Consider the following 21234-nt stretch of genomic DNA (forward strand, 5'->3'; position numbering starts at 1 on the left):
GAATGCTAATAATAAAAATGACGCTTGAGAGTTCTTTATGAATAATGCTGTATCACTTTCTCATTCCGCTCAGTATTTAAAAAAAGCAGTACCCATGATGGTGAAGTACCGTATGCCGGTAACACCTATTAATTATGCTATTTGGTATTGCTATTTTCAGGGTAATAAACCGTCTTTAAACATTGAATTAGATCAAGTTATTTCAGAGCACCAAACATGCACTCAAAGTAAAGCAAAAGAAATATTTGATAAGCATCTTAGTGATGAAGATTTAGCTCTTTTTCAGGAAATGTCGGATAAATTTCATAATACGGTTGAAAATATCCAGCAAGATATAAGTATCACACTTGGTCATTCTAAAAGTTTCAGTACTTCACTGATTGACTCGCAGAACGAAATAAACAGCCTGATAGATACCAACTCTTTTAACGATATTCTTGGTTGTGTTGAGCGTTTGACTGATGAGTCTATTGCAATGCAAGACTCTGCTCGCGAATTTCAAACAAAGCTATCGGTTGCATATAATGAAATTAAAGACTTAAAAGAAGCGCTTAATCTTTCTAAAGAAGCTGCCGACACAGACCCATTAACAGGTTTTTATAACAGAGGTAAATTTGACTCTGATATTAATGACTTTTGCCGTGAGTACTCAGAGCAAACGACAGAAAGCTCCCTTGCTGCACTGATTATGTTTGATATTGATCACTTTAAACGATTTAACGATGACTTTGGCCACCAAAAAGGCGATGAAGTTATTAAACTGGTGGCAAAAAAAGTAAAAGAAAATTTAACTGACAAAGCAAAAGTGTATCGCTATGGCGGAGAAGAGTTTTGTATTACTGCTTATTTTGACACCATAAATGATTTAGTTGCTTTTGCTGAGTGTATAAGGCAAGAAATTGCGAAATTAGCTATTCGTAAAAAACAAGATGTAAACAACAAACGTGCAATATCAGCCAGCTTTGGTTTAGCTATGCTACGACCGTTTACAAAAAGCTCAGTGCTGGTTGAGCGTGCCGATAGAGCACTTTATATTGCTAAGACACATGGACGCAACCGAGTAGAAATAGCCCCTGATATCTAATTTTTATAAGGGGTTTAAACTTTTACTTTGTGTATAAAAAGTGTGAATGATTGTAATCAGCTACAGATAGTTTTAGGTAACCTTGTTACTATCCGTAAATGAATAATTTTATGCTCTGATTTACGCTGATGCGGTTTAATTTCTCTCTATTTACCATTCTTTGTTTAAATTTTTTGCTCACTTGTTTTACATTAAGTGCCAAGCCAAATACGTATTCGGATCAAGAGTTCTCAGAGCAGCATGTTCAATCTCATCAGCTAATTTTTAGTATTAACGCAGGGGTCGGTGTGATCACTAATCCTTTGCGTGGTGGTGATAATGTTCCTTTAGTCGTTATTCCTCAAATAGCGTTTTATGCTGAAGATTGGTTTTTTGATAATGGCCGTTTAGGCTATTCTTTACTTCAAACTTCTAAACACCAGTTTAACGTTGTTAGCGAGCTTAATACTGAGTCTCGTTTTTTTATAGATTGGCATCCAAGTAATGTGCTTACGCTGCAAAGCAGCAGTGCAGATAGCCCTTTTTATTTGCAGGCTGCAGAGGCCTCATCAGTAAAAAATGTTAATTTAAATGACCTACATAAACGCCACCTAGCCTTAGACACAGGGGTTGCTTATCATTATGTGAGTGATCACCATGTGTTTTCTGTTCAACTACTGCATGATGTGACAAATGTTTATAACGGTGTTCGCGGTGCATTACAGTGGCAATACCATACCCAACTTGGGCCCGTAAATATTAAACCATCGTTTGGTTTAAATTATAAATCTGCGGAACTAAATACCTATTATTATGGCCTTAAAGACGGCGAAACTTTATTGGGCCATGTTGAGGTTGCCAGCAGTTGGCAACCTTATGCAAAAATTGATGGGCGATTACCCTTAAGAGATGAATATTCTGTTCGTTTCCATTTAGCTTATTATGACTACTCGGCTATTAATGATAGTCCGCTTTTAGAGCGTGACTATTCAATGACTGCATTTATAGGATTCGAACGCACTTTTTAATATGAAACATCTAATGGTCATTTTATTTTTAGCGCCACTACTTATCCCCCTCAGTAATGCGCAAGCTGCGTCGTTTACTGTGTCACCCAAAGTATGTGTCATTTCTCAGGTACAGGACTTTTGCGATCTTGATTTAAAGTTTGAATGGCAGGGCGATGTGGTGGGGGATGTTTGCATATATGAACAGAGTAAAAAGATACATTGCTGGCAACAGCAGCGCGCAGGAGAGTTTAATTATAAAGCGCGTGTTCAGGTCGAAACCATATACTCCTTAATCAATTCGGAATCTGGCGTGTTAATAGCTAAAGCACAGGTTGAAGTACAAAGTACTCATGTACAAAAAAGTAGGCGTCGGCTTCGTTCACCATGGAGCTTTTTTTAATTTAGGAGCAATCAATGCCAAAAATTCTACTTGTTGAAGATGATCTTGGTTTACAGCAACTCACAAAAGATTACCTTGAACATAATGGATTAGAAGTCGCAGTTTTAGAACGTGGTGATGAGGTGTTTGGTTATTTAGAAAATAATCACGCCGATTTAATGATCTTAGATGTTATGTTGCCGGGCAAAGATGGATTTAGCGTGTGTCGTCAAGTGCGTGATAAGTTTTCTTTACCAATTTTAATGTTAACCGCTAAAAGCGAAGATTTTGACCAAGTATTGGGTTTAGAACTTGGCGCAGATGATTATGTTATTAAACCAGCTGAGCCACGTGTGTTACTCGCAAGAGTCAATGCGCTATTACGCCGTGGTCAAACAGTGACAAAAACGAGTGAAGAATTACAGTTTGGTGATTTAATCATTGATAAGACCAGCCGTATAGTGCAATTATCTGACAAAGAGATAGTGTTAACGTCGCATGAGTTTGAGTTACTTTGGTTATTAGCCTCAAACGCTGGCCAAGTGCTTAGTAGAGAGCATGTACATCAACATATGATTGGTCGCCAATATGACGGGCTCGATCGCACCGTTGATGTTCGAGTGTCGCGTATCCGTAAAAAGCTGGGTGATAATAGCGACAAGCCATTTCGTATAAAAACAGTATGGGGTCAAGGCTACTTATTTGTTTCCGATGCGTGGGATCTTTAAATACAAGGTTAATAGGCATTAATGGGAAAGCTGTTTGCAAGTTTATATATTTATATTGTGGTTTCATTGTTTGTTGTTAGCGGTGTTATAGAGCAATTATGGCCATATGATGAATCGCAACAGCACGTTTTTCTTGATGACGAATTTGGGCAGTCGCTTTGGCTGCTTTCACAAACACCCAATGGATTAGCAAAATTAAAGGAGCACTACAAAAGCCTTGTTATTAGTCGTGCTGATTTAGCACTACCTCAAGAACAACTGGCTCAGTTAAATAGTCAGCACTATCTATATTTATATGACAAACAACAGCGAGTTGTTTGGTATATTACCCTCAATGACAATGAGCTTTTGCAGGTAGGGCCAATAGGATTAGATACCCCCGTAACGACCTCTGTATGGCCATACGTATTATTGCTCACTATTGTGGGGATTCCTGTAGGCTTATGGAGCTTTCTTCTTTGGCGTGACTTCTCTAAATTGCGTAATGCATGTAAAGCCGTTGAAGGTGCTCAAGACTTTCAACTCTCTGATACTTCCAAGTCGTTTTTTTTACCAATTACTGAAACACTCAGTTTAATGCAACAACGCATCAGTTTTTTATTAAACGCTCAACAAGAGCTGACTTCGTCGGTTTCTCATGAATTTAGAACCCCCTTAGCTCGCTTAAAGTTTGCAACAGTAATGCTAGATGAACGTTTATCAGATGAAAAAAGTGAAGTTTATATTGCTAATATGAACAGCGATATTAATGAGCTTGAAAGTTTAGTTTCTGAGATGCTTGATTACGCAAAACTAGACTCTCAACAACCTAGCCTACAACCATACCCAACTGATTTGGTTGAGTTAATAAAAGTTAGCGTTGAAAAGCTTAATTTTGATAAGAAAATTAGTTTGGATGAAGCATTACCAAGTAGCCTGATTTACCAATGTGATCCGCATTTTATGGCGCGCGCTTTTCAAAATTTAATTGGCAATGCAATTAAATACGCTAATAGCCAAGTTAAAATATCGCTTGTTACTCAGCATAACGAGGTACAGTTTGTAATTGAAGATGATGGCAGGGGCGTTGCTGAAATAGAGCGAGAAAACGTATTTAAGCCCTTTACGCGGCTTGATAAAAGTAGAGGCAAAAAAACAGGTGGATTTGGCCTTGGGTTAGCGATTGTTGCTAAAATTATTGCTTGGCATCAGGGAAGTTATCGTGTTGAACATTCGTCTTTAGGTGGAGCAAAATTCATTATTAGCTTACCCATAGAGCAAAACTAAAAAATAAAAAAAGCGCCAAAAGGCGCTTTTTTTGTGGTTAAAACCAAAATCAACAAGTAGCAATTAAATAGACCGCCAATTTATAAAATAGTTTCGTAAAATTTTATTTTTTTTCTAGCAATGGCATAAGCATTTGCTCTAAGCCATTTAGCTTAACCTCGTACATCATAGCTAACTGACTGCCTAGTTTTGAATCTGGAAAACCTTGCTGTTTAAACCAAACTAAGTAAGGTTCGGGAAGTAATAATAATGGACGACCTGAATATTTTCCAAATGGCATTTTAGTGTTTATGGCAATTTTTAATTGTTCTGGATCCATAGGTTTGCTTTTTGGTGTATCAATGGGGTTAGTGTAAGGTATTTTAGAGTAATAAAATAGGCTGTGACGGGCAAGAAACAGCCTATTGAGTGAGGGAGTAGGCCCTCTGATTTAAGAATTTTTGTTGGTGTAAAAAGCCCGACACAACTTTTGTTAGCTGGAGTCTAACTAGGTTGTATTTAACATGGGTTATATTTAACCAACGAAGACAGTTTACCTGTTTTTTGCAGACGTGGTGCATGCACTTGTAAAGGAATGTAAATACAATTGCTTTTTATTTATTTACTAATGAAAAAGAATTGTTTTTGTGCCTTTACACATATTAAATACTATTTTTCACCAAACAATTCTTGTTTTACATGTTCAGCAAAACCACTACCGGCTTCTAAGTAAAAGTTATACGTTGAGTGCACCCCCATACTTTCAAGCTCTTTTTGTTGATCTGGGTAGTTTGCAATTGCAGTAACTTGCCCTGTGTAACCTGACGCTTGAAGCTGCTCTAATGCAAAAATGTTCTGCATGTGTTTTGGCATTGCTAACATGACCATTTCAACGTGAGAGTGGTTTACACGTTGCCAAAAATCAGGGTCGGTAGCGTCTGCAATCAGTACTTTACGGCCTCTACTTATATGTTTATCGACAACTTCGGGTTTTATATCAATACCCGCTACTAAATTGGGGTGAGTCATATTGATAGTTTCATAAGCACCGGTGCCAATACGACCCATGCCAAAAATAACAATTTTTGTATCATTAAGGTTTACTGGTAATTCTTCGGCTAGGCGTGTTTTGCTTTCAAACTTTACTAACCAACTTTCTACTTTTACATATAATTCATTAGAGCGTTTGTTAAGGGGTGAGGCGATAACAAAGGTAATAGATACCGCAATAGCCATAACGGCTAACCATTCAGGGGTAATAATACCTGTTGAAGCTGCAACAGCGCATACAATCAAGCCAAATTCACTGTAGTTAGATAAGGTAAATGCGGTAAGTAGCGAGGTACGTGCACGTAATTTAAACGCATTCGTGAACACATAATAAAGAATAACTTTAACAGGGAGTACAAAAATAAGCACAATGGCAATGATAAGCGAATCAACTGTTAATTCAGCATTTAAACCAATGCTTAAGAAAAAACCGACAAGTAAAATATCTTTTAAGTTGAGTAAGGATTTTGATAGCTCGCCCGCTTTTTTATGTGGAGCAAACATCATGCCTATGATCAGCGCACCTAAATCACCTTTAAGGCCTGCAAATTCAAATGCGTTATAACCAGCAACAAGCGCAAAAAAGAAACCAAATAAAGGAAGTAGTTCACCATGCTTAGAACGGTTGAGCATAAAATACATAATAGGGCGTATTAAAGGCAAGGCAATAACAATAGCCAGCGCCCAAATGTTGGGTACTTTTCCTGTACTAATAGCTAAAAATATAACCGCAAAAATATCTTGCATTACAAGTATACCAATAGCGATTTTACCGTGTAGGCTGGCCATTTCACCGCGCTCTTCTAATACTTTTACCGCAAATACAGTGCTTGAAAAGCTAAGAGCAAAGCCGACCAACAAGGCACTTTGCCAACTTAAGTCAACAAAAAGGGGCAGGGCAAACACACCTAATAACAACATGAAACCGCTAAAAATAGCGCTACTAAATATAATATGAAGGGAGGCAGGTGCCCACACTTGGGGTTTTATTAAGCTTTTTACTTTAAGTTTTAAGCCAATACTGAACAGCAATAAAGTAACGCCCAATGCGGCGATTGTATCAAGTAATTCTGTGCTTTTATAACCAGCTAGATTAAGCGCAAAGCCCGCCAGCAAAAAGCCAATAAGAGGGGGGAGTTTTAATTGATAAATGGCAAAACCACACACAAATGCGGTAGCAAAGTAGATTAGTTCCATAATACTTAAAATTACATCATTTGGTACTGCAGTGTAGCTAAAAACAGCGATTAATGAAAATTAAATTACCACTTGAGCTTTGTTTATTTAGTCGCTTTTAACACCTTGCTTGGATGATAAATGCACAAATTATGCGTATTTAACCCTTAAAAGCATTTAAATCCTACTTTTAAACTGACAACGGCTTTTAATTATGGTTAAGATGAGGAAACGAAGACGTTTAAGTTAGGGCATATTTAAGAGCGGCTCAGCTTAAGGAGAATTATATGTTTAAAAAAATTTTAGCATCAGTTGGTATTGGTGCAGCAAAAGTTGACACTATTTTAGAGACTGAACATCTGCAACCAGGACAACTTTTTAACGCTAATATTGTCATTACAGCAGGTGACGTTAGCCAAGAAATTGCAGGCTTAGATTTATTACTAATGACCCGTGTTAAAGTGGCTGGTGATGAAGGTGATTATTTTACTAATCATGTAATTGATCAATGGCGAATTACCGATATAGGTAAGTTGGAACCCGGTGACGTAAAAAGCATACCTTTTGAAGCGCGTTTGCATTCAGAAACACCGATCACTGAAATTAACGCGGGTTACAACCAGTCCCATGTTTGGTTAGAAACTGGACTAGATATTGATTTAGCACTAGATCCAACAGACAAAGACCATCTTCATATTTACCCAAATGAAGCAGTGAAAACGTGTATGCAGGCAATGGATAAATTAGGTTTTAGTTTATCTAAAGCCGATGTTGAAAAAGGTTTTTTACGTGCCTCTACGTTTGCTTCTGTTTCAGGGTGTTACCAAGAACTTGAATATAAACCTAACAGCAGAAGTTTATTTGGAATTCAAGAAATCGAGTTGTCATTTGTACCAGAAGCCCACAAAACTCACGTTTTAATTGAGCTTGACCGTGCATTTAGAGGCGATGGGTATATTGATGTAACCATTGAGCATGACCATGTAAACTTGTCTCAGTTATGTGATCAGTTAGAGCGTTTATTCGCTTAATACTTTTTATACTGTATAGCGATGAATGTAATTTTATTTTCATTTCGTACTATAGCGATACTAAACCCAGCTTCTGCTGGGTTTTTGCTTAAGGATTACCATGCATTTTAACTGTGAACCATTTGATAAACTGACCCCTCATACCTTGTTTTTAATTATGAAAGGGCGCATAGACGTATTTGTTGTAGAGCAAAATTGCCCTTACCCTGAGCTGGATGATGTTGATAATTCTGAAACTACTCAGCATATTTATACGTTAGATAATATGCAGTTAATGAGCTACGCCCGTTGTTATGAAAAAAACGGACAGTACAGCGCAATTGGGCGTGTTTTAGTGAGTGAGCATCACAGAGGAAAGGGGATCGCTAGTAAATTGGTTGAACAGGCAATAGCGTGTTGTATAACGCATTGGCCTGAACGGGACATAGTTATCGGTGCGCAAACCTATTTACTGGACTTTTATGAGTCATTTGGTTTTAAGTGTACAGGGGATGCATATTTAGAGGACGGTATACCGCATCAAGATATGGTACTAAAAATTAACAACGGCTAGTTAAATTTATACTCATATAAAAGCCCACAAGTGTGGGCTTTTATATGAGTTGTTGTTAGCTTAATAACGAGTGGACAAACACTGCACCTATTGCGATAGGGCACACAAACTTAGTATACCAAGGCCATATTTTCCAAAATAGCGTAGTTTGTACCTCGGGATTGCCCTGTTGAATGGCTTGTAGTAATGAATTTCTGTACCAAATCCAGCCTACAAAAATACAGCACATTAAGCCAAGTAATGGTTGCGCAACCTTAGTGGTAAGTGTGATCACTAAACCAAATAATGCGCCTAGGTTACACACAATCGTAATGCTAACAACTGCTATCAAGGCGCCAATGACCCACGTTGCTTGAATGCGCTTCAAGGCAAAGCGTTCTACAGCATAGGAAACAGGTGCTTCAAGCATTGATATTGACGAAGTGAGCGCAGCTATACTCATTAGGGCAAAAAATGCAAAGCCAACAAATAAACCTACACTGCCCATACCTTCAAATAAAGCGGGTAATACCTGAAATACTAAAGTATCTTCTGAGAGTAATTTTCCGCTGGCAGAAAATATCTCAACACCTTGTGCTTGAGCTACATACATAGCAGGGATAATAAGTAAGCCAGCAACAAAGGCAATGAACACATCAATTAACGTAACGTATGCACCAAGAGACACGAGGTTTTCTTTTTTACTAATATACGAGCCGTATATAATCATAACGCTTGTGCCAAGCGATAATGAGAAAAACGCTTGACCTAAGGCGCTCACAATTAACTGAGTGTCAAAAATAGACGAAAAGTCAGGTAACAAGTAGGCTTTTAACCCTTCCATTGCACCTTCTTGAGTCAGTACATAAGCAATTAATAAAAATAAAATGCCCAATAAAGCGGGCATCAAGCGCTTTGACCATTTTTCGATACCGTTTTCAACACCACGACTAATGATAGCTATTGTTAAAACAATAAAAACAAGGGTAAAAATAACGTTGCGAGTAAGTGATTGCTCGCTTAGCCAAGTTGATGCTGCGTCGGCTCCGGCCAAGGCGGCGATAGGTTGGGCTGTTGCGCTGAGCATCCAACCTGCAACAATAGCATAAAAACTAAGTATAAAGCCGGCGCATAAAATACCCCCAAAGCCGACAATAAATGCAAAGTGTTTTTGCCAAGGTTTGTTGGATACTTTAGTTAAAGAAACGACGGCGTTAGCTTGTCCGTGTCGACCTATCATGAGTTCGGCCATTAGCGCAGGATAAGCTAAAAAGAAAGCCAGCACTAAATAGGCAACTAAAAATGCGGCACCACCATTACTGGCTGTTTGTGTGGGAAAGCCCCATATGTTGCCCAAACCTACGGCAGAACCGGCGGCGGCCATAATAAATCCAAAGCGAGAACTAAACTCGCCTCTAACTGCGCTCATATTATTATACTTCTCTGTTTTTTAACTGCGCTGACAATCTACTGGAAATGTAAAAAAATAAAAAGTGCTTATTTGCTGATCCCACATAATTTAGTTTTCCAGTGGTGTGATTAATGCGCTGTTTTTAGTAAATGTTAGGAGTAGATTAAAATTAATGGGTTGATTTTGTTTTAAAAATGTTAATTACACCGCGTAATTTATACTTTACGATTTATAATGCTGGGTAATACTTAGGGTAAAGCAGGCTCCGCCTAAGTGCTTACTTTTGCTGACAGAAATAGTACCGTTATGCCAGTCAGCGACCTTTTCAACAATAGCCAAGCCAAGGCCATAGCTTTTATCTGCGCGGTTTCTATGATCTTCCTCTCTAAAAAATGGGCTTAATACATTTTTAAAGTTTTCTTGGGCAATCCCTGGGCCATCGTCTTCAACGGTTATGATAAGTTGGCGTTCGTGAACCTTGGCGCTCAAGTAGATATATTGTTCGGCAAAATCGCAGGCATTGGTCAGCAGGTTTGTAATTGCACGTGCTAACCAATGAAGGTCGGCCACAATAATGTCAGTTGAGCTATTAAGATCAACACTTAGCATTTGTGATTCTAACTTAGGGGCAAGCTGAACTAAAATGTCTTCAAGGTAATGCTTTATATTTGTTGAAGAATACGTCAATTTGTTTGCGTTTTGTTCAAGTGTTGCAAACGCTAAATAACTTTTAAGCATGGATTCCATATGATCTAAATCGTTTTCCATACGCTCTAAATAGGTTTTTATTTTTTTTTCATCATGGGTATCTAAGGCGGCATCTAAGCCAAAGCGAAGACAGGCAATAGGGGTGCGTATATCGTGCGATAAACTTGATGCCATTAATTTATTTTCAGCGACAAGTTTTTCAATTTGGCTCGCCATACTGTTAAACGTTAACTCTACATCTCTTATATAAGTGAAATGCGAGGCGTTAATTCTGGCTTGTGTATTGCCTGATGCAAACTGTTTAGCAGCCTCATTGAGTACACTTAGTCGCTTAGCGAGTGGCGCAATAATGAATCCCATTAAAATGCATAAGCCAGCATAAAAAAGCAAAGTTAAAAATATATCATTTCGTTTATCGGTGTCTGCGCTTTTTTTAAGTCGCATAGAAATATGAAAGAGGTTTAGCGCTTGGTTGCTATACAGCATATAAAAACCTTGCTGATCTTCTAAAATCAATCCGCCAACAGCATGCATTTGAAGTAATAATGAAGGAGGTAAAGCAAGTGATTCATTAGGTTTATAATCGATTGATAGATCAAACTCTTCACCTAGCTGCTTAACATATGCGCCACGTTCAGAGGTGGGAATATTTGCCAGTTGTTTACTAAATCCCATCATCATTTTACTTTGCACACTAAATTCGTCTTGTGGGGTATGTGCTTGCTGGCTAAAGGCGTCTATAAGCCAACCTAAAACCACAATAGATACCAGTGCGCTGCCAAGTAGTGATATGTAAAACTTTTTCATTTAAGCATACAGCTGTAAGTTACCATGCAGTAGAGACGAGCAAGTAACCACGCCCCCAAATTGTCTTAATTTTTTCAGGGTTTTGTGGGTCGTCGCTAAACTTTTTTCTTAGTGCAGAAATAAGCACATCGACACTTCTATCAAGTCCGTCGTATTCACGTCCTTTAGTGGCTTTAAAAACCGCGTCACGTGATACAACTTGGCCCGCATTACTTGCCAAATAATGCAAAAGTAAATATTCAGCACTGGAAATATTAATGTCTTGGCCGTTAAATTTCACGTTTCTCGATTCGGTATTAATATTAAGCGAACCGACCGAAATTGTGCTTTCTACTTTTTCCAATTTATTGGGCTCACTGCTTTGACGAAGTGCTGCTTTTATACGAGCGAGCAAAGCGCGCGGGCGTACTGGTTTCATTATATAATCGCTCGCACCTACCTCTAAACCTATAACTTCATCCATTTCTTCATCACGTGCTGTAAGCATAATAATAGGCGCATTATAAAAGCTACGAAGTTCTCTACATACACTTATGCCATCTTGACCAGGTAACATAATATCAAGTAGGACAATGTTTGGGTTCAAGGTTTTTACCTGACTGACAACTTCATCACCTCGGTGACAAACATGGGTAGTGTAGCCTTGTTCAGTTAGGTATTCGGCTACCCACTGAGCCAATGATGCATCATCTTCTACTAATAAAATAGTGCCGTAATTATCCATAAATTATCCTTAATGCAGTGGCTAAAATAATCGCCAGCGACGCTTTTTTTGTCTGTTTTGATATACCCACTGAAGTTTTACTTCTGCAGTGCCAATTATTTTTGATGTATTACTATCAAATAGTTCAAATGCGATACTTTGCTTAGAATCAAACGCGTAATTTAATGTGCCTTGTTGCTGTTTGAGCCAACATTGCATAATGTATTTAGATGTTGCATCGCGTAGGCAATAATTACCAATAATGGGTTGGTGCCACGTAATAACAACGTCGGCATAACAATCGCGCCCTTCACGAAGAGCTACACACGTATCAGGAACCGCGGTTAAAGTATTTTGTGTATCGCTAGATTGCGCAAGCGCTGATACAGGAAAAATTATTAGCAAACAAAACCATCTAAAAAACATAACGTAGGCCTACCTTGGCTTTATGCTGATACCCTTGAGAAATAATTGGGCTGTCGTCGATTTCTGCTGAAAACCATGTGGAAAGAAAGCCAGCTAGAAAAACCCAATCTTGGCTTATTGGGTATTCAGCATGAAATTCAAATATTAGGCTGGTACTTGCATGTGCATCATAAAAAGGTCGGTTTTCGGCTACTTCTTCTTGGTCAATGCCAAAATAATAATTTGTAAAATCAGCTGAATAAGCACTTACGCCAACACCGGATCTAAATTCCCAGTTTCGCCACGGTAAAATTTGGCTAAAGAAGGTGTTAACAACCCAGCTGTTATGGGCGCCAGAAACATCATAAAGGTATTCAAATGAAATTTGAGAGTTTTCGAATCGGCGTGTAAGCCTTAGACCAACACCAAAATCATAGCGACGAGACTTTATGCCATCAAGCTCTGCAATTACACCACTGTTATAAAAGCCAAGGCCTTTCTCGTCAAAGCCTGCTTGGGTGTTCGTGCCCAGTATATCCAAGCCCCAATCATACTTATCAATGATACTGTAGCCGATAATAAGACCACCACTGAGTTGGTTATGGTCAAAGTCGAGATAAAATCGGTCGTATGATACAGCAAGGCTTAAATCGAGCTCTAAATCGGTGTCGTAGGCATTAGTGCCGACTAGGTAGGTATCTTCTACAAAATAACTTGCCCCTGCGCTCCAGTCCCATGCAAAGCCTTGAGTTGGCTCAAGGGTGTTGTCTGCATAATAACGATTACTTGCTTGGGCTGAGGTCGCTATAAGGCCCAAACTGAACAAGACAATACTAAAAAGAGTACGGTTAAGTAAGGTATATTTCATCCACGTTGAGCCTGATTATTTGTTGTTATAGTGCGTAGTATATTGTTAAGGTGTACCCTTAATCTGTAAAAAAATGTAGCAAATGTTACTTTTACTGAACTTTAATTTTATCTATTAATATACTGCTTAAGTAAAATTGCATCATAGGTGTTAGAGCACTGACTTCTGTGCGGCTACACGGACCACTTAACTTACTTAGGCTAGATAATTTAGACAGCATTTGATACTCAGGGATTTTCACCTCTTTACCCACTCTAGCTAAACGTGCTTCTTCTGTGTTTTGCTGGTGGATAAATGCAACAACCTCTAATTCGTTTGTAATTCTTTGTTCTTCACTTAAGCTGTAAATTAGCGGCTCTCGGTGAAAGCTGGCGCTGTCTATTGACGACGTTGCAAACCACACCACATCGCCAGACGCTTTGTGTGTTAAACGCATATTAACTTCTGCAAAAATAGATGCACATTGCTGCGTTGGGTATTGCTTTGCAATATTTTCAAACAAGACAAATTGCTTTTCAGGTGTGGCAATTGAATACTGTGTGTTTTCTTTAAATGTTAAGTCGAGCTTTTGAATAGTCAGCGTGTAATCACTGTTATTTTTACTCGTAACTTTAAGCTGTTTATCGTTAAGAGCTTGGCTTATTTGCGATAGTAGAGTGTCGGTTACACTTGCTTTATCGGTAATTATTTTTACAGTTTGATTTTGTAAAACTTTGTGTGCAGGCAATTGCACCGACTTCACTTTCGGTGAAGCATGCTCTGTTTGGTATTTAAGCTGATATGTTTGCGTTGTTAATGCTGGCTTTAACGGCATAGCCAAAGGTTCTGCTGGTTGTTTGGTAATGGCACAACCTGATGAAAATAAAACAAAAAGTAATACAACTAAAAAACGCATAAATACTTAACACCCACAAAAAGTACAATAATTTTTGTATTGTACGTTAGTCCAAAGAAAAGTTCATGATATTATGCATACAGAGGCAGTTAAAAAGATAAAGTATTAAAAAATGAAGCGCTTACCACTTTTAAAGTATTGCTTAACTGCAGTGTGTTTTGTGTATGCAACCGTTAGTTTTGCAGCGCAGCAAGACCCAAATTGGGATAGTTTTGTAAAAAAGTATGGCCGTTACGCAGAAAAAAAACTCACGAGTAAAGGCATTCCAGGAGCTGCACTTTCGATAGTTAATTTAGGCAATAGTGATTACATCCATGCGGTCGGACGAACAAAAGCCCGAAATGGTCAAAAGGTTAATGTTCACACTCGTTTTAGACTGGCGTCGGTGTCTAAAACATTTGCAGGCTCTCTGGCTGCAAAATTATCTAGTGATGGGCTCATAAAATTAGATAACTCCGTCAGTAATTACTTACCTGATTTTATAGGCACAGAATACGAAAAAAACTTAAAAGTTTATCACTTACTTAGCCATTCTAGCGGCTTGGTGCCAAACGCATATGACAATTTAATTGAGTCGCGAATGGATTATCCCGATATAGTACAAAAGTTAGTGACGGTTAAACCTATTTGCGAGCCTGGTAAATGCTACGGTTATCAAAACGTCATGTTTAGTTTAATTGATGATGTTATTTTAAAAAGTACAAATAAAGATTATTCACAATGGCTAAATGAAGGCATTTTTCAGCCACTTGATATGGTTGATGCTAGCTTGGGTTATGAAGCCATGGTGGTTGATAGTAATTACGCTTTACCGCACGTACGTGGGAAAAAACGTTGGTACACTGCAAAGCTTAAAAAAAATTACTACAAAGTTGGACCAGCAGCTGGTGTTAATGCCAGTGCAAGCGATATGGCTATCTGGTTAAAGGCGCAATTAGGTCACTACCCTGAAGTGTTGTCACTCGATGCTTTGTCTAAACAAACTCGGCCCTATACACGCACTAAAAAAGAAATGTACCGCAGGGTGTGGAAAAAACAGTTACACGAAGCTTATTACGGCTTAGGCTGGCGAGTATACAATTACGATAATGAAACCTTGTATTATCATAGTGGTTGGGTGCAAGGATACCGAAGTGATTTGGTGGTATTCCCCCATTTAAATATTGGCTTTAGCTTAGTGTTAAACGCCGAGACAGGGTTAATTAATGAGTTAACAACCGAGTTTATTAATCGTTTATTAACGTACAAACGTGAGCAGACAATATGAAAGTAAAATACGGTGTTTTTATCTTGTTATGTGCAGTTTTATTTAATAGCCAATATGTATTTTCGGCTCCAGAAAAAATATACCTTTTTCGCCATAGTGAAAAACTAGCAGGTAAAAACCCAGCGTTAACTCAGCAAGGCTATAAACGGGCAGAGCAGCTAGTCACATTATTTAAGCAATTCGATAAAGTGCATGTATTTAGTAGTAACTATAAACGTACTTTACAAACAGCAGGTCCACTTGCTGCGCATTTTGATTCTGAAATAAAGATTTACAATGCTGGAGATTTGGCTGATTTAAAAAAACAGATAGTGTCTTTGGATGGCGTAGTTGCAGTGATTGGTCATAGCAATACAACTCCAGAACTTGCAACGTTGCTTTCAAATGAAAAAATAGAACCAATGAGTGAAATGCAGTATTCACGCTATTTTTTGTTAAGCAAAAAAAAGCATCATGCAGAAATTAAATATTTACTCAAAGACTTAGAAATGAATTTTTCTTTTTAGAATTCAGGGCTAAATAAATGATAAAAAACCAGCTGATAGCTGGTTTTTTATTAAGCGCAATAAATTACTCAGGAAGTAAATTAGTTACGCGGCAGTTGAATTTTTTTCTCAGGGCTTTGGCGATAAAGCACAATAGTGTGGCCAATTGTTTGAAGCTTTGTCGCACCTGTTTCACGAACGATAGCTTCAAAAATAAGCGCTTTGGTTTCACGATCGTCAGTTGGTACTTTAACTTTGATTAATTCGTGAATTTCTAGTGCACTTTGAATTTCCATCACTACGCCTTCGGTTAAACCGTTAGAACCTAGTAAAACTACAGGCTTAAGGCTATGTGCCTCGCCTTTTAAAAACTGCTTTTGTTTATTTGATAATGTCATGTTTATACAAATTTTGCTGAATATGGCTTGAATTAAGGGTATTCTAACGCCATCTAGAGAATATTACTAATTAGTTGCGTGTAATTTATGACAAATAAAAAACAGTCAGCCAGTTCACAGCGATGGTTGAAAGAACATTTTGATGATAAATATGTTCAGGAAGCGCAAAAAAAAGGCTGGCGTTCAAGAGCGGTTTTTAAATTAGATGAAGTACAAAATAGAGACAAGTTACTTCGCCCTGGTATGACTGTGGTGGATTTAGGGGCTGCCCCGGGTAGTTGGTCACAGTATTTAGCCGAGAAGGTAGGTGACAAGGGGCAAGTTGTTGCTTGTGATATTTTACCTATGGACTCTTTAGCGGGTGTTGATTTTTTACAAGGTGACTTTCGTGAAGAAGCCGTGTTAGATGCTTTATTAAAACGCATTGATGGAAAAAATGTTGATGTGGTACTCTCTGACATGGCACCGAACATGAGTGGTAATAACTCAGTGGACCAAGCTGGAAGTATGTATTTAGTTGAGCTTGCGCTAGATATGTGTAATCAAGTTCTAAAGAAAAATGGTGCATTTATTGTTAAGGTTTTCCAAGGCGAAGGCTTTGATCAATACTTGCAGGAAGTACGTAATAGTTTTAAAGCAGTGAAAATACGCAAACCTGATGCCTCACGTGCCCGTTCTCGGGAAGTATATATAGTAGCGACTGGATACAAACTGTAGTACAGTTGCTTGGCGTTTAGTTGAATTTAAATTAATTGGATACAAGAGGTTAACCCCTTGAGCGATATGGCGAAAAATTTAATACTATGGCTGGTCATTGCAGTTGTGCTTATGTCAGTCTTTCAGAGCTTTAATGGTGGCGAGCAAATCGACCGTCAAACAAGTTACAGTCAGTTTGTAAAAGATGCCCGAAATGGCTCAATACAAGAAGTGGCAATCGAGAGCACCAGTGGAACAATCACAGGTACTAAAAATAATGGTGAGCGCTTTCAAACCATTATGCCAATCTACGACAAAGACATTTTAAATGACTTACTTAAAAGTGATGTAAACGTGAAAGGTGTAAAGCCTGAAGAACAATCATTTTTAGCAAGCATATTTATTTCTTGGTTCCCGATGATACTGCTTATTGGTGTATGGATTTTCTTCATGCGTCAAATGCAAGGCGGTGGCGGCAAAGGCGCTATGTCATTCGGCAAGAGCAAAGCACGTCTAATGAGCGAAGATCAAATCAAAACTACGTTCGCCGATGTTGCTGGTTGTGATGAAGCAAAAGAAGACGTTACCGAATTGGTGGACTTCCTGCGCGACCCGTCTAAATTCCAAAAATTAGGTGGTAGTATACCTAAGGGTGTACTTATGGTTGGACCGCCAGGTACAGGTAAAACGTTGCTTGCTAAGGCTGTTGCCGGCGAAGCAAAAGTACCCTTTTTCACAATTTCGGGTTCTGACTTTGTTGAAATGTTTGTTGGTGTAGGCGCATCGCGCGTGCGTGACATGTTTGAACAAGCCAAAAAAGCAGCGCCTTGTATTATCTTCATCGATGAAATTGATGCAGTAGGTCGTAAACGTGGCGCAGGTATGGGCGGCGGTAACGATGAGCGCGAACAAACATTAAACCAAATGCTGGTAGAAATGGATGGTTTTGGTGGTAACGAAGGCATAATCGTTATTGCTGCGACTAACCGCCCAGACGTATTAGACCCTGCATTACTTCGCCCTGGTCGTTTTGACCGTCAAGTAGAAGTTGGTTTACCTGATATACGCGGTCGTGAACAGATTATTAAAGTGCACATGCGTAAAGTACCATTAGGTGACAACGTTGATGCAGCTGTTATTGCTCGTGGTACACCCGGTTTTTCGGGTGCTGATTTAGCTAACTTAGTCAACGAAGCCGCACTTTACGCCGCACGTGGTAACAAACGTGTTGTAAATATGGCTGAGTTTGATGCTGCTAAAGACAAAATCATGATGGGCGCAGAGCGCAAGACCATGGTGATGAGCGAGCAAGAGAAAGAAATGACGGCATACCACGAAGCCGGCCATGCAATTGTTGGTCGCATGGTGCCAGAGCATGACCCTGTTTATAAGGTATCTATCATTCCACGTGGCCGTGCGCTAGGTGTGACTATGTATTTACCAGAACAAGATCGTGTTAGCCATTCTAAAGAGCTATTAGAATCAATGATTTCTAGCCTTTATGGTGGTCGAATCGCTGAAGCACTTATTTACGGTGCCGATAAAGTGACTACCGGTGCGAGTAACGATATTGAACGTGCAACAGACATAGCACGCAAAATGGTTACACATTGGGGTTTAAGCGAAAAATTAGGACCACTACTTTACGCCGAAGATCAAAACGAAATGTACATGGGTGGTGGCGGTAGTCGTGCATCTAACATGTCGGATGATACAGCTAAAGTAATTGATGCAGAGGTTCGTTTATTTTCAGATAGAAACTACGAGCGTGCCGAAAAAATATTGAAAGAGAATATTGATATTCTTCATTCAATGAAAGACGCGTTAATGAAATATGAAACGATTGACGCTAAGCAAATTGACGACTTAATGGCGCGCCAGCCAGTGCGAGAGCCACGCGATGCTCATGACCGTCATGAGCCTAAAGCACCACAAACAGATTCTGTAAAGGAATCTGTTAGTGATGAAAGTCAATCAACAACAGAATCATCTAAAAAAGATGAAACAAATGTTGATGACAAAGCTGAATAATCGTTAAAATACTCAAAAAGCCCCGTACTTCGGGGCTTTTTTGTATCGGTTTCAATTTCGCTCTAATTTTTAGTTAGATTTGTTTGAATTTTGAAAAGCAAACAAGGCTCATTATGAACAACATTATTAATTTACCAAATGGTCGAGAACTAAATTTAATTGAGCCTGTGATTATGGGTATATTAAATGTAACCCCAGATTCATTTTCAGATGGTGGTAAATTTATAGACCCCAGCATCGCTGTGCAGCGCGCATTACAGCTATTAACTGATGGCGCAAAAATAATAGATATTGGTGGTGAGTCTACTCGACCTGGTGCTCAGGCAGTTAGCCTTGATGATGAGCTTGAACGAGTGGTGCCAATAATAAAAGCAATACGTGCTCAGAGTGATTGTGTTATTTCTGTCGATACGAGTAAAGCTGAAGTGATGAGGCAGGCTATTTTAGCTGGTGCAGATATGGTAAATGATGTTTGCGCATTACAAGAGCCTGACGCACTGAATGTTGTTTCACAATTTGAAAATATCGCAATTTGCTTAATGCACATGCAGGGTCAGCCCCGAAGTATGCAAATATCTCCAGAATACAGTGATTTAATGGGCGATATTAATGAATTTTTTAAACGTCGCGTTAGTGCCTGTGAGGCGATGGGAATAAAAACTCAGCAGCTTATTCTTGACCCAGGCTTTGGATTTGGAAAAACATTAAGCCATAACTACGAAATTTTGACCAAGTTTAATGATTTTAATAAATTAGGCTTGCCATTATTAGCGGGGCTTTCTCGCAAGTCGATGATTGGTAACCTGTTAAACAGAGACACAAGCGAACGAATGGCCGGCAGTTTAGCTGGCGCACTTATTGCCGCACAAAATGGTGCAAAAATAATACGCGTTCACGACGTAAAAGAAACTGCAGATGTACTTGGTGTTTACCAAGCGTGTATAAAAGGAATAATAGAATGAAACAAAGAAAGTATTTTGGCACAGATGGCGTACGTGGTTTAGTGGGAACAGCGCCAATCAACCCTGAGTTTGCAATGAAGCTGGGTTGGGCTGCAGGACGTGTGCTATCAAAAGGTGGAACAAAAAAAGTTATTATTGGTAAAGACACACGTATTTCTGGTTACATGCTTGAAACAGCCCTTGAAGCAGGTTTAATAGCCGCCGGTATTGATGTTGTTCTGCTTGGACCAATGCCTACGCCGGCTGTTGCTTATTTAGCACAAACATTTAGGGCTGAAGCCGGTATTGTAATAAGCGCATCACATAATCCATATTACGACAACGGTATCAAATTTTTTAATGGTCAAGGTTTAAAACTTGATGATGCTGTAGAGCTTGAAATAGAGGCAATGCTTGATGAGCAAATGACCTGTGTGGCTTCAGATAAGTTAGGTAAAGCAACACGCTTGGCAAGCGCAGACGGACGTTATATTGAGTTTTGTAAGAGTCAATTTCCACAAGGGTTGTCTTTAGAGGGATTAAAAGTGGTTGTAGATTGCGCTAACGGCGCAACATATCATATTGCCCCATCAGTCATGCGAGAGCTCGGCGCCGACGTAATTACGCATGCATGTGAGCCAAATGGTGTAAATATAAACCATGAATGCGGTGCAACTCATGTAGACACGTTAAAACGCAAAGTACTTGAACATAAAGCCGATGTAGGTATAGCTTATGATGGTGACGGCGACCGTGTAATGATGGTTGACCATAATGGCCGTGTATTTGATGGTGACGACTTAGTTTATATAATTGCTTGTCAGGCAGCGAACGATCATATTTTAGGTGGCGGTGTTGTTGGTACTGTTATGTCAAATATGGGCCTTGAAAATGCACTTAAAGCAAAAGGCATTGAGTTTGCTAGAAGCAAAGTTGGCGATCGCTATGTAATGGAATTACTTCAGCAAAAAGGGTGGAAAATTGGTGGAGAGAGTTCAGGCCATGTACTCAATCTAGACTTAATTTCAACGGGTGATGGTATTATATCAAGCTTGCAAGTGCTGGCTGCTATGGTTGCACAAAATAGAACGCTTCAAGATTTAGGCGCCGGGTTTACAAAATACCCAATGAAAATGATTAACGTGCGTTATACACCGGGTACCGATCCTACAACGGCGCCAAAAGTCCTTGCGGCGGTCGAAGAAGTGGAACAAAACTTAGGTAATAAGGGCCGTGTTTTACTCCGTAAATCAGGCACTGAACCTGTCGTTCGTGTTATGGTTGAAGCAGAACAAGAAAAAATAGTATTAGACAGTGCACGTAAGATTGCAGAGATTGTCGAATCTATGAGCAAACAACCTGATTGATAACAATAACCTCTTGTAACTTTGGGCGAGAAAAGTTA

22 protein-coding genes are annotated in these 21234 nt (G+C 39.0%); 13 read left to right on the plus strand and 9 right to left on the minus strand.

What is annotated here, in order from left to right; genetic code table 11:
- Positions 1–37 precede the first annotated feature (37 nt).
- The 5 genes from MTF67_RS08190 (at position 38) to MTF67_RS08210 (ending at position 4446) form a co-directional block, all read left to right on the plus strand.
- Positions 38–1084, plus strand: a complete 1047-nt coding sequence (locus tag MTF67_RS08190; RefSeq protein ID WP_010557221.1) for a GGDEF domain-containing protein — start codon at positions 38–40, stop codon at positions 1082–1084.
- Positions 1085–1371: 287 nt separating this feature from the next.
- The gene (locus MTF67_RS08195; protein ID WP_248519250.1) at positions 1372–2091 is read left to right on the plus strand and encodes a MipA/OmpV family protein; all 720 of its coding nucleotides are present in this window, start codon (positions 1372–1374) and stop codon (positions 2089–2091) included.
- A 13-nt stretch (positions 2092–2104) separates the two neighbouring features.
- Complete coding sequence (locus MTF67_RS08200; RefSeq protein ID WP_033019701.1) at positions 2105–2473, plus strand: DUF3019 domain-containing protein; 369 nt, start codon at positions 2105–2107, stop codon at positions 2471–2473.
- A gap of 14 nt (positions 2474–2487) precedes the next feature.
- Positions 2488–3180, plus strand: a complete 693-nt coding sequence (locus MTF67_RS08205) for a response regulator (RefSeq protein WP_006793922.1) — start codon at positions 2488–2490, stop codon at positions 3178–3180.
- A 21-nt stretch (positions 3181–3201) separates the two neighbouring features.
- Entirely contained in the window at positions 3202–4446 is a 1245-nt protein-coding gene (locus MTF67_RS08210; protein WP_248519251.1) for an ATP-binding protein, read from the plus strand.
- Between the two features lie 103 nt (positions 4447–4549).
- On the opposite strand, the gene MTF67_RS08215 is transcribed toward MTF67_RS08210, so the two are convergent.
- Both MTF67_RS08215 and MTF67_RS08220 read right to left on the minus strand, forming a co-directional pair.
- Positions 4550–4765, minus strand: coding sequence for a DUF3820 family protein (locus MTF67_RS08215; RefSeq protein WP_006793920.1), 216 nt, complete (start codon positions 4763–4765; stop codon positions 4550–4552).
- Positions 4766–5094: 329 nt separating this feature from the next.
- Entirely contained in the window at positions 5095–6672 is a 1578-nt protein-coding gene (locus MTF67_RS08220) for a cation:proton antiporter family protein (RefSeq protein ID WP_010557217.1), read from the minus strand.
- Between the two features lie 266 nt (positions 6673–6938).
- Here MTF67_RS08220 and MTF67_RS08225 point away from each other — a divergent pair, with 266 nt between their 5' ends.
- Positions 6939–7682: a sporulation protein gene (locus MTF67_RS08225; RefSeq protein WP_006793918.1), complete on the plus strand. Its 744-nt coding sequence runs from the start codon at positions 6939–6941 to the stop codon at positions 7680–7682.
- A gap of 100 nt (positions 7683–7782) precedes the next feature.
- Positions 7783–8235 (plus strand): GNAT family N-acetyltransferase, encoded by a 453-nt coding sequence (locus tag MTF67_RS08230; protein WP_248519252.1) that lies wholly within the window; start codon positions 7783–7785, stop codon positions 8233–8235.
- A gap of 55 nt (positions 8236–8290) precedes the next feature.
- Here the strand turns inward: MTF67_RS08230 and MTF67_RS08235 are convergent, their stop codons facing one another.
- The 6 genes from MTF67_RS08235 to MTF67_RS08260 form a co-directional block, all read right to left on the minus strand.
- Positions 8291–9643, minus strand: a complete 1353-nt coding sequence (locus tag MTF67_RS08235) for a sodium-dependent transporter (protein WP_006793916.1) — start codon at positions 9641–9643, stop codon at positions 8291–8293.
- A gap of 204 nt (positions 9644–9847) precedes the next feature.
- Complete coding sequence (locus MTF67_RS08240; RefSeq protein ID WP_248519253.1) at positions 9848–11140, minus strand: ATP-binding protein; 1293 nt, start codon at positions 11138–11140, stop codon at positions 9848–9850.
- Between the two features lie 19 nt (positions 11141–11159).
- On the minus strand, positions 11160–11864 hold the full coding sequence (locus tag MTF67_RS08245) for a response regulator transcription factor (RefSeq protein WP_248519254.1): 705 nt from the start codon (positions 11862–11864) through the stop codon (positions 11160–11162).
- Between the two features lie 21 nt (positions 11865–11885).
- A complete protein-coding gene (locus tag MTF67_RS08250; RefSeq protein WP_006793913.1) occupies positions 11886–12269 on the minus strand; it encodes a DUF3019 domain-containing protein in 384 nt (127 codons plus the stop codon).
- A complete protein-coding gene (locus tag MTF67_RS08255) occupies positions 12259–13116 on the minus strand; it encodes a MipA/OmpV family protein (RefSeq protein ID WP_248519255.1) in 858 nt (285 codons plus the stop codon). The genes MTF67_RS08250 and MTF67_RS08255 overlap by 11 nt, the downstream gene beginning before the upstream one ends.
- Before the next feature lie 91 nt (positions 13117–13207).
- The gene (locus MTF67_RS08260) at positions 13208–14011 is read right to left on the minus strand and encodes a hypothetical protein (RefSeq protein WP_248519256.1); all 804 of its coding nucleotides are present in this window, start codon (positions 14009–14011) and stop codon (positions 13208–13210) included.
- Positions 14012–14123: 112 nt separating this feature from the next.
- Between MTF67_RS08260 and MTF67_RS08265 the strand changes: the two genes are divergently transcribed.
- Complete coding sequence (locus MTF67_RS08265) at positions 14124–15278, plus strand: serine hydrolase domain-containing protein (protein ID WP_248519257.1); 1155 nt, start codon at positions 14124–14126, stop codon at positions 15276–15278.
- Complete coding sequence (locus tag MTF67_RS08270) at positions 15275–15784, plus strand: histidine phosphatase family protein (RefSeq protein WP_248519258.1); 510 nt, start codon at positions 15275–15277, stop codon at positions 15782–15784. The genes MTF67_RS08265 and MTF67_RS08270 overlap by 4 nt, the downstream gene beginning before the upstream one ends.
- Positions 15785–15864: 80 nt before the next feature.
- Here the strand turns inward: MTF67_RS08270 and yhbY are convergent, their stop codons facing one another.
- Positions 15865–16161, minus strand: coding sequence for a ribosome assembly RNA-binding protein YhbY (yhbY, locus tag MTF67_RS08275; RefSeq protein WP_006793908.1), 297 nt, complete (start codon positions 16159–16161; stop codon positions 15865–15867).
- Between the two features lie 87 nt (positions 16162–16248).
- On the opposite strand from yhbY, the gene rlmE reads away from it, so the two are divergent.
- The 4 genes from rlmE to glmM all read left to right on the plus strand — a co-directional run bounded on the left by rlmE (position 16249) and on the right by glmM (position 21196).
- A complete protein-coding gene (gene rlmE, locus MTF67_RS08280; protein WP_006793907.1) occupies positions 16249–16878 on the plus strand; it encodes a 23S rRNA (uridine(2552)-2'-O)-methyltransferase RlmE in 630 nt (209 codons plus the stop codon).
- Between the two features lie 66 nt (positions 16879–16944).
- Entirely contained in the window at positions 16945–18888 is a 1944-nt protein-coding gene (gene ftsH, locus MTF67_RS08285; RefSeq protein ID WP_033019700.1) for an ATP-dependent zinc metalloprotease FtsH, read from the plus strand.
- A 113-nt stretch (positions 18889–19001) separates the two neighbouring features.
- Positions 19002–19850 carry a dihydropteroate synthase gene (folP, locus tag MTF67_RS08290; RefSeq protein WP_006793905.1) on the plus strand — a complete coding sequence of 283 codons (849 nt, stop codon included), beginning with the start codon at positions 19002–19004 and terminating at the stop codon, positions 19848–19850.
- Positions 19847–21196 (plus strand): phosphoglucosamine mutase, encoded by a 1350-nt coding sequence (gene glmM / locus MTF67_RS08295; protein WP_006793904.1) that lies wholly within the window; start codon positions 19847–19849, stop codon positions 21194–21196. Before folP ends, glmM begins: the two co-directional genes overlap by 4 nt.
- The last annotated feature ends 38 nt before the right edge of the window (positions 21197–21234 follow it).

It is taken from the genome of Pseudoalteromonas sp. 2CM32C (genome assembly GCF_023161925.1).
In the GTDB taxonomy this organism is placed as follows: Bacteria; Pseudomonadota; Gammaproteobacteria; order Enterobacterales; family Alteromonadaceae; genus Pseudoalteromonas; species Pseudoalteromonas marina.